Source organism: Paenibacillus sp. HW567, assembly GCF_000374185.1.
Taxonomy (GTDB): domain Bacteria; phylum Bacillota; class Bacilli; order Paenibacillales; family Paenibacillaceae; genus Paenibacillus_AQ.
On sequence record NZ_KB910518.1, the window covers coordinates 4,362,354 to 4,371,307 of the forward strand.

An 8,954-nucleotide genomic window follows, 5' to 3' on the forward strand; every position below is an offset into this window, starting at 1 on the left:
TGATTGACTGTTCAAAATGCAAAATCATTCCCGTCATCAAGCAAATTCAGCGCTTCCGTCTGAACGAGACCCGAATCCAGCATAATTTCTTTGACAAGGATATCCGGGTTCCCGGCAACCTGCCCGGCAATATCCAGCAAGTGCCGGCACATGGTTGTGATCGTCCTGCGGGCAAATAAATCCGTCGAATACTCCATACGCAGCTCTATCCTGTCGCCATAATCGTACACCCATAAGGTCAAGTCGAATTTGGACGACGGGTTGCGGAACGGATACACCTGCAGCCTTACCCGATCCATAACCGCCTCGGCGGGCGCAACCTCGGGCAGCACCAGCATTACATTGAATAAGGGATTCTCACTTAATTGACGGCTCCACCCCAGTGCTTCGACCAACAGCTCAAATTGTACATCCTGATTTTCAAAGATCTGCAAGCTCTGTGCTTTGACCTCTGTCAACAACTGCTCAAACGATGCTTTGCGGTTGATGCGGGAACGGAAAGGCAGCACATTGGCAAACATGCCGACCATGTCCACCAGATCCGCATGATTTCTTCCTGCAAGACTGGCCCCGATCATGACTTCATCCTGGCCGGTGTATTTTTGCAGCAGGACACTGAAGAGGGCCATCATATTCATGAATAATGTGGTGGTATTGTCTTTCATTCCTTGCTTCAGCCGGGCTGTCACGGTTTCATCCAAAGTACAAGTATAAATATCGCCCTGGCAGCTCAGCATGGCAGGCCGCGGGTAATCGGCGGGAAGCTGTAATTCCGGCAGTTCTCCCGATAATTGCTGAAGCCAATACTCGGTCTGCTTGTCGAATTCTCCGCGTCTGATCCGTTCGTTCTGCCAGCCCACGAAGTCAACATATTCCAAGGCGATCGGCTTTAGCTGTTCGGCTTGACCGTTATATATGTGGATAAGCTCACTCTTGAGAAGCTCAACCGAGAGGTTATCGACAATGATATGGTGAATATCAAACAGCCACACATACTTGTGTGCACCGCAGCGAACCAGCTTTACACGCAATAAAGGAGCCGAACGCAAATCAAACGGCTGCATAAACTGTTCAATTACCGGATCGACCTCCTCCTCCTTTACAGTCACATGCTCCACTTGAAGCCCGGCATGGTCATGGATGATCTGGACAATCTCTCCGTTAATGACATCAAAGCTTGTCCGCAGCACCGCATGCCTATGGATTAATTGGTCGAACGCATTTTGTAATTTATCCAGATCAAGCTCCCCTTCAACCCGTATAGTCTCCAGGATGTTGTATGCAATGCTGTCCGGCTGAAGCTGCTGTTGAAAATACAACCGTTTTTGCGCCGAGGACAAGGGATAATGAGCCTCAGGCGCTGCTTTTTGAATGGCGGCATATTCTTTGGCAGTTGTAGGATAGGCCGCCCGGATATGCTGTGCAAGCGCATTCAGCACAGTGGTATGAAAGAAGACCGAAACCGGAATCTTGATGCCGATCGCCTGATAGATCCTCTCTGCGACCGTTAGCACCTTCAGCGAATCCCCGCCCAAATCAAAAAAATCATCTTCCCTGGAAATTTGCTCATGCCCAAGAACACTTTGCCAAATGCTGCTGATTACATCTTCTAACTCCTGGACGGACAAATTTACCTCTGAAGCCCGCACCATGTCGCCCGCAGAGCTGCCGCTGCTGTCTTCATACAGATTTACCTTCTCATTTCTGTAGGCTTCTACCCGGGTAAGCAAATCAACTGCAGATACCATCACCTGTGGATAGGCTGTCGATAAAGCGGCCTCCAGAATCATCAGCCCTTCCTCAGGAGTCAGCGAACCCGAATTGCCGTCGAAAGCTGCCGCTGCCTCCCGGACTGCAGTTGTTTTATCGGCAGCCCTGCCTCGCCCGCTGATCTGCCCATCCGTGACGGCTGTAACCTGATAGCCCTCGATTTCAATGATCCCTTTGCCGTGTTCATCCATAACCGTCAGATCAAACTCCAGAATTTTGTTTCCAAAAGAATGTTCTGTCCGGTGACGGATATAACTGTATACTTTTCCCGGCAGCTTCCCGTGGACCGTAATGTTTCTGTAGCCGAACGGAACATACTGGCCGGCTCCGGTGTGTGCAAGCCCCATGTGCACCAGCGCCACATCAAGGATAGCCGGGTGAAGCCTATAAGCAGCCAGATCTCCCGCGAACGCTTGCGGAAGTTCAATCCAGGACAATCCCTCCTGCTGAGAGAATCCTCCCCAGCAGTAGCTGTCCCACCGGGGACCGTACCGGAATTTGCTGTCCCGCCGGTTGTTGTAATGCTCTCTGCCATAACGGCTATCCCCGCAGGCATTGCGGATAACATCCATTTCATAGTCCTGGGGCTTGAGATTATCGGCGCCGACGCGGCCACGTGCGTGAAGCACCCACCTGCCCTTGGGAGCCTCGGAGTAACTTTCAATTGTAAACTGATAGCCCTCCATGTCCCGGGTAATGACCGTTCGGACCGGAACATCTGTATTCTCCGCTACTGCCAGCGGGGTCAAGAAGAAGACATCGCGGATCATCACGGCCGCCCCGGGATTCGAGGCCACTGATTGATAGGCTGCACAGGCCATTTCCAGATAACATGTTCCCGGCAGCACGGCCTGGTCCGCAATGCGGTGTTCGTCCAAGACCCAATCCCTGCCGGTATGGAAATAAGAAAGAAACGTAGTACGTCCTGTACTTTCTGTTACGGAGTATCTAAACAACGGATGCTCTTCGGGCTGATAGGCAATTCCCGGGGCAGAGCTGGTTGGACGGGAGTGTGCCGACAGGCTGGCCATCCCGGTGTTTTTCCACATATCCCAGTTGATCGCCTGGGTGAAATACCCCCTTCCCGTGTTAGCCTTTGCAAAGGCATCCAAAAAAGAATTGGCGGCGCTGTACGCCACTTGCGCAGGTGGAGCGAGCAGCGCGCTTAAAGAAGAGAAAAGCAGCAGAAAATCGACCGGGCGGGGCAGCTCCTCAATTGCTTTTTGCAAGACCCGGGTTCCATAAATTTTGGTTCCAAAAACCGCTTCGCACATCTCCTTGCTTCTCCGCTGAATGACAGCTCCGTCCGGAACACCGGCAGCATGGATAATCCCGTTAATGGCCCCGTAGCGCTCAAGGATCTGCCTAAAAACGGCACTGACCTGAGCTGCATCCGTAATATCCGCCTGCACCAAATACAATCCGCTTGCCGCTGCTTTGATTTCCCGCAAGCCGGCAATTTTTGTGCTCACCGGATCATCCCCGTTATGGATTGCATACCACCTGTCCCACTCCTCCTCGGGAAGAAACTGCGACCGGTTGATCAAGACCACACGGGCCTGATACCGCTCCGCCAAAAACTTGGCTACGTATAGCCCGATGCCTCCAAGACCTCCGGTGATAACGTATACCCCTCCAACCGTTAAGCGCTTGGAAACTGTATTCAGCGGAGCTGTTAGGCGCACCTGCTTGAAGGTAGGCTCCCATATATAGATATTCCGAAGCGCGATCCAGTCGGCACGGCGGTTATCTTCCGGCTCGGACAGGATGCGGCAAAGGATATGATGGTCGTATTGATCGGTGTCAATCAGCCTGCATGTAATGTTCTCATACTCTTTGGCGATGACACGAAGCGGCCCTAACAGTGTGGCCTTTGCAGGGACGACCGTCTCGTTCCCGATTACTTCAGCCACCTGGTTGGCAACGATATCAATAGTTATTGGCTGCCGGAGCTGAAGCTCGCCAACCGCTCTGGCAATGTTCAATAAGGTATAGTACCCAAGGCGGTTGCATTCTTCCGCTTCCGGTAATTGTTCGTAGGCGGCAGCCTGTGGATGCATACACCAAAAATGCACAATCCTGACCGGCCCGTCCCCCCACTTAGCAAGTGTATCCAGCAGTTGCGTTAAGTCGTCCTTATTTTCCGGATTGATCTCAAATGACAGCTTATTTTGTTTGAAGGTTTCACCGGCCTCAACCCGGGCAACGGTCTGCCCCATTTGTTCAAGCTGCTCAATGCATTGGGCTACAAACGGCTCCGGTGTGGCAAAAACTGCGAATAAGCCTTGCTGCTGCTCCCTAGCCCCGGGTATGTGTTCAGAACGTATCCATGTGGGAACATACAGCCATTCTTCCTTGCTTTTCTTGCCCATTCGGGCATCTTGACGCTTCCAGCTATGCTGGAACTGCTTGATCTGCTGCGTATCCACCCAGTATCTTTTCCGGGTAAAGGGATAGGTTGGCAGTGTCAATCGAGACGGGTTTTGATGCTTAGCAAGCTCATCCCAATTGAGCGGATAGCCGTGTGCCCATATGCAGCCGACAGCATCAAGGAGATCCGGCTCTCCTTTTATAAGGCACATAGGCCCGGACGGGCCGGAGGGTTCACCGCCTGCACCGAAGTCAAGAACCAGACGCTGATCATCTTCTTCCGCCTTTGCGGGCAAGCTCTTACCGTCATCATCTGCACCCAATGGATTGACCCAATAATCCGGGAGCGTCACATCATTCACTGTATTACTTCCGGCATCTGCAGAGAGCAGCGGAATCGAAGGCACAGACAAGGCAACCGAATCAAATGCCTCGTAAAACTCGGACTGAAGGGCCTCCAGCAAAAACAAATTCCCTTTGCTCCCCCGCCATTCCTCCAGCAGCCGGTCTCTTTTCCCAATGAGCATCAGCGCTTCCCCTAAGGTAAAAACACCGGCTAGGCAGCCCGCCACATACGTCCCGATTCCGGTTCCCATAAGCGCGGTTGGCTTCACACCCACACGCAGCAGCCATTTGGCCAAGGCCAATTGGAGGAGAAAGACCGGCGTTTGTCCCGCTTCCCCATCGTTCCCGGCCGATAAAAGCCCGGCACGCGCAACGCCTCTCAGCTCGCTCGCCTGAAGCAAGAGTTCTTCCATCTCTTCACGGCAATACGGATTGCGCAAGCAAACGCGGTAAAGCTGAGCCGCCTCTCTGGGGTCTATCCCGCCAAACCTAAAGTATACAGGCTTCAATTCTTTTTTCGGATCCATCCAGAGGCCTTGCGGTGCCTTCATTCTTAATGCCGCACAACCGGCAAGCAGTCCCTTGCAGGATACATATTGACGGTAGGAAAAGTGCTCGCGGCCCCGTTGCAGCGTATACGCAATATCCGCAATATCCTTCCCTGGATTCTTCCGCACATCTTGTACAAACGCTTCAATGGACTCCTCCAGCGCTTCCCTGGTTTTGGCTGAAAAAACCAGCAGCCGCTGCTGTTCTTCCTCCTGCTTGGCGCTCCGAACTGATGGAGCTTCCTCCAAAACGATATGCGCGTTGGTTCCGCCGACACCAAATGAACTTACCCCTGCCCGGCGCAGTCCTGAACCGCTCTCCCATTCTCTCAGCCGGTCTACCAGATAAAAGGGGCTGTCTTCCAGCATGAGGTGCTGATTGGGATTCGCAAAATGCAAGGTTGGCAGCAGGCATTTATTGTGCAGGGCCAGCACCGCCTTTATAAGCCCGGCTATTCCAGCCGCGCTGTCGAGATGGCCAATGTTGGTTTTGACGGAGCCTATCCCGCAGAAATGCTTGCGATTGGTGTGAAAGGCTGCGGTTAACGCCTTGACCTCAATGGGATCACCGAGAGCCGTCCCCGTTCCGTGTGCTTCTATGTAGCCAATCTCCCCGGGATCTACCCCGGCCACGCGGTGGGCGGTCCGAATGACCTCTACCTGTCCATCTACACTCGGCGCACTGTAGCCTACTTTGCGGTTGCCGTCATTATTAATCGCCGTTCCTTTAATAACCGCATAAATGTGGTCTTTGTCGTCCAAGGCATCTTCCAGCCGTTTCAATATAACCAGACCGATGCCATTGCCAACCACGGTTCCGTCCGATGCGGCATCGAATGCCCGGCAGCGGCCGTCCGACGACAGGATCATCCCATCCTGATAGAAATATCCGTTCTTCAGTGGACTTGTAACAGATACCCCGCCGGCAACTGCCATGTCACATTCTCCGCTGATGACCCCTTGGCAAGCCGCATGAACCGCAACGAGCGAGGTAGAGCAGGCAGTGAACAGCGTATAACTGGGCCCTTTTAAATTCAGCTTGTAGGATACTCGCGTGCTCATTAAATCCTTGTCATTCAAATGGGCAATCTCAAAATCCTCAGCCCCGTTGCGGGAGCCCATGGATAGAGATAACGCCTCCCAGTGAAAGTGGGGCCGTCCTCCGGCATAGACTCCGATAGTATCCTGTGTCCTGCCGGGCGGATAACCCGCATCCTCCAGTGCCATCCAAGTATGCTCGTGCAGCAGCCTCGTTTGCGGGTCCATAAATTGCGCTTCATTCGGCGTATACCCAAAGAAGGAATTATCGAAGTACTCACACTCATTGAGATAACCTTTTGCTTTGACGAAGTTCTCTTTGGTGTATACCTCTGCGGGAACTCCGGCCTCCTCCAATTGTTCATCTGTAAAAAAGGAAATGCTGTCAACACCATTCTTTACATTTTGGAAAAATTGCTCAAGGTTTTTGGCACCCGGAAAAGAACCCGACATTCCAATAATGGCAACTTCTAACCCTGTTCTCGTGTTTTCCTTCATAAATTACCCTCGTTTTTTCGTCATTTTCTTTGCTATACTGCTCCTGTACTTTATCTACAGGCATATAAGGCCATAGCAAAAATATGTAAATTAGGACAATCAGGCAGTCTCATGCCTACAATTTCCCGGGTTGTATCCAGTGTATAATTTCGGGTGAATACATGTGCCGGGGATTCATTCAACTGTATGTGCCCGTTCTTTCGGGATGCCGCTCTGCCTGACCAAACGATTGTTTCACCGTAAAGGGGTTCCATATAGCAATCTGTAAATGCAATTGGAAGGAAGGACACGGATCGGTCCTCATATACAAGCTCGATCTGATCCCCGTAACTTCCACACTCCGAGCATCCCACAAGCGCCAAGGCAGAATAATGGCCTGCGGGAAGCTTAATAGACTGTGCAGCGCATGAAATATTGTCATAATCACTGCCATTCAATGCCGGGAGGGAAAATTCCATCCGTTCCGTCTTCCACTCAACTGAAGGATCATCGGCTAACAAATAATCTCCCATCAGCGTAAGATCCGCCTTGCTCTCCTCTGAGAGCGAACGGTCAAATCCTTTATTATTGAAATAATCTGACAGCTCCACAAATTGCATATCTGCCTGGCCGCTGACCGGGTCCGCAATAATGCTTTTGGACATGGTCTGCCGGCCCGTCGCCCTTTCTTCACACATAGAGAGAAGTTGACCGGCAATCTGTTCTTCCTTGTCTGCGATCATCCGAAGTTTATCGGCCGCTCTGTGCAAGAGACTTCTATCCCTTGGACTGTAGTAGGATTTGGTCACCATAGAGAGCAGAATGCTCCATTGTGACGCGGCATAATGCAGTTCATCCACCGTTTCATGGAAATCCAGTTCCTGTAGCCGGGTATTTACATATTGCAGTACCGCTGCAAACTGTCTTCTGCCATTGCTTATAGCATTTAGTACGGACAGTAACGGGGCCATCCAAATATGCTTATGATGCTTGAATTCTCCGCTCAAATCGGGAGACTGCTCCAAAATCGCTGCGAGACTTCTCATCTGATGGAACGAATGATACGTTGATTCTCCTCCCCTTATTCTCCTGGCAGCATGCTGAATGATGGTTCTCCAATCAGCTACCGGCTCCGGCTGGGCTGAACATTTGAATACAGCTACACGGTTGCGGCTGCTATCGTATGAAAAACAATCTTTACTCGAAATCCTGATATCCTGCTTCTGATAAAAACAATCTATTAAGCTGTACATGCGGGTTGCCTCATCATAACCGACAATTAAATTGGTGTGAGGGTAATGATAATTGTGAAAACCGGAGTCCCAAGGACATTCATAAGTATCCAGCTCAACGATGACGGGTCTGGATTCTGCCAATTCCCCCGCGACTACATCAACCGTATCTTGAAAACACAGGTTCTCTACTATCTGAACATTGATACCGTGGTACTGCGCCAGTAAAGGAAACATGTTACCAAAATCAGCACTCAAGGAGGAGGATAGCTTCCCCGTATTGCTCCATTGCCGGATGTCAAAGGAAAACCCCCACGATTCCGCATACATAAGCTCATGATCCCGCTGCAGCCAGGATGCAACAGAAACAATTGTGTCCTCCGTGCAATTTCTCCAATCGTGGTGAATCGGAATGATATCCAGTACGTTCATTGTAATCACCTTGAATTTAGTATTTAGCTGTCTATTTAACAAAACAGTCATTATGGATGTCTTTGGCTTTCAACGTCAAATCATGCTTGAAGATATGGGAAGTATCCCCAAAGCCAATACATCTTGGCGTTGCCCACCGATCCGAGCGCTGTTCGAGAACAACCGTCGTGACTGAACTGGGCGGCATCCAGAACCCCGACCACATTAATGAAATAGGAATATCCAGTAAATGCCCAAGCCAGGTTAAACCAATCGCTCTATGGCAGAACACCACAATTTTATCCTGGCTCGGATTGTTGCATGAGTACCGTCCATCCATTCTTTCATATCCATGGCGCAGCAAAAACCGGTCAGAGCTTTTGCGGATCTCCTCTACTCTTTCTTTCGCTTGCACATCCTGGTAATAATTGAGCTGATGCCAGCTTTCATGGGTCGGGAATGAGTTTCCGTTTCTGATTACTTCACCCGGAATATCAAAAACCCCTATATACCCCCAAGGGGAATTCTCGATCCATAAATCGGTCAGCTCTCTCAGCCAATTCTCAATCCGCGGCTCTATTCCCAGCAGCTCAGAGGTATAGCTCATCGTCTTCAACGCTCTGCCCATCGGCGATGAATAAATATAATCGACGCCCTGAGCCTGCAGATATTGCGCAAGCGCTTGTGCCTCAAGCTCTCCGGCAGCAGTGAGGGTATCATTTTCATAATCCGGTTCCGCGTGGCGAACAATATAGAGATGCAT

3 protein-coding genes are annotated in these 8,954 nt (G+C 51.0%); all 3 read right to left on the reverse strand.

Annotation, left to right across the window (positions count from 1 at the left end):
* Nucleotides 1–11: 11 nt before the first annotated feature.
* Genes B212_RS0119400 through B212_RS0119410 form a run of 3 tightly spaced genes read right to left on the reverse strand, consistent with a single transcriptional unit; the run spans nt 12 to nt 8,954 of the window.
* Nucleotides 12–6,569 (reverse strand): SDR family NAD(P)-dependent oxidoreductase, encoded by a 6,558-nt coding sequence (locus B212_RS0119400; protein ID WP_019912672.1) that lies wholly within the window; start codon nt 6,567–6,569, stop codon nt 12–14.
* Between the two features lie 50 nt (nt 6,570–6,619).
* Nucleotides 6,620–8,212, reverse strand: a complete 1,593-nt coding sequence (locus B212_RS0119405) for a hypothetical protein (RefSeq protein WP_019912673.1) — start codon at nt 8,210–8,212, stop codon at nt 6,620–6,622.
* Nucleotides 8,213–8,243: 31 nt separating this feature from the next.
* Nucleotides 8,244–8,954 carry a histidine phosphatase family protein gene (locus B212_RS0119410; protein WP_019912674.1) on the reverse strand — a complete coding sequence of 237 codons (711 nt, stop codon included), beginning with the start codon at nt 8,952–8,954 and terminating at the stop codon, nt 8,244–8,246.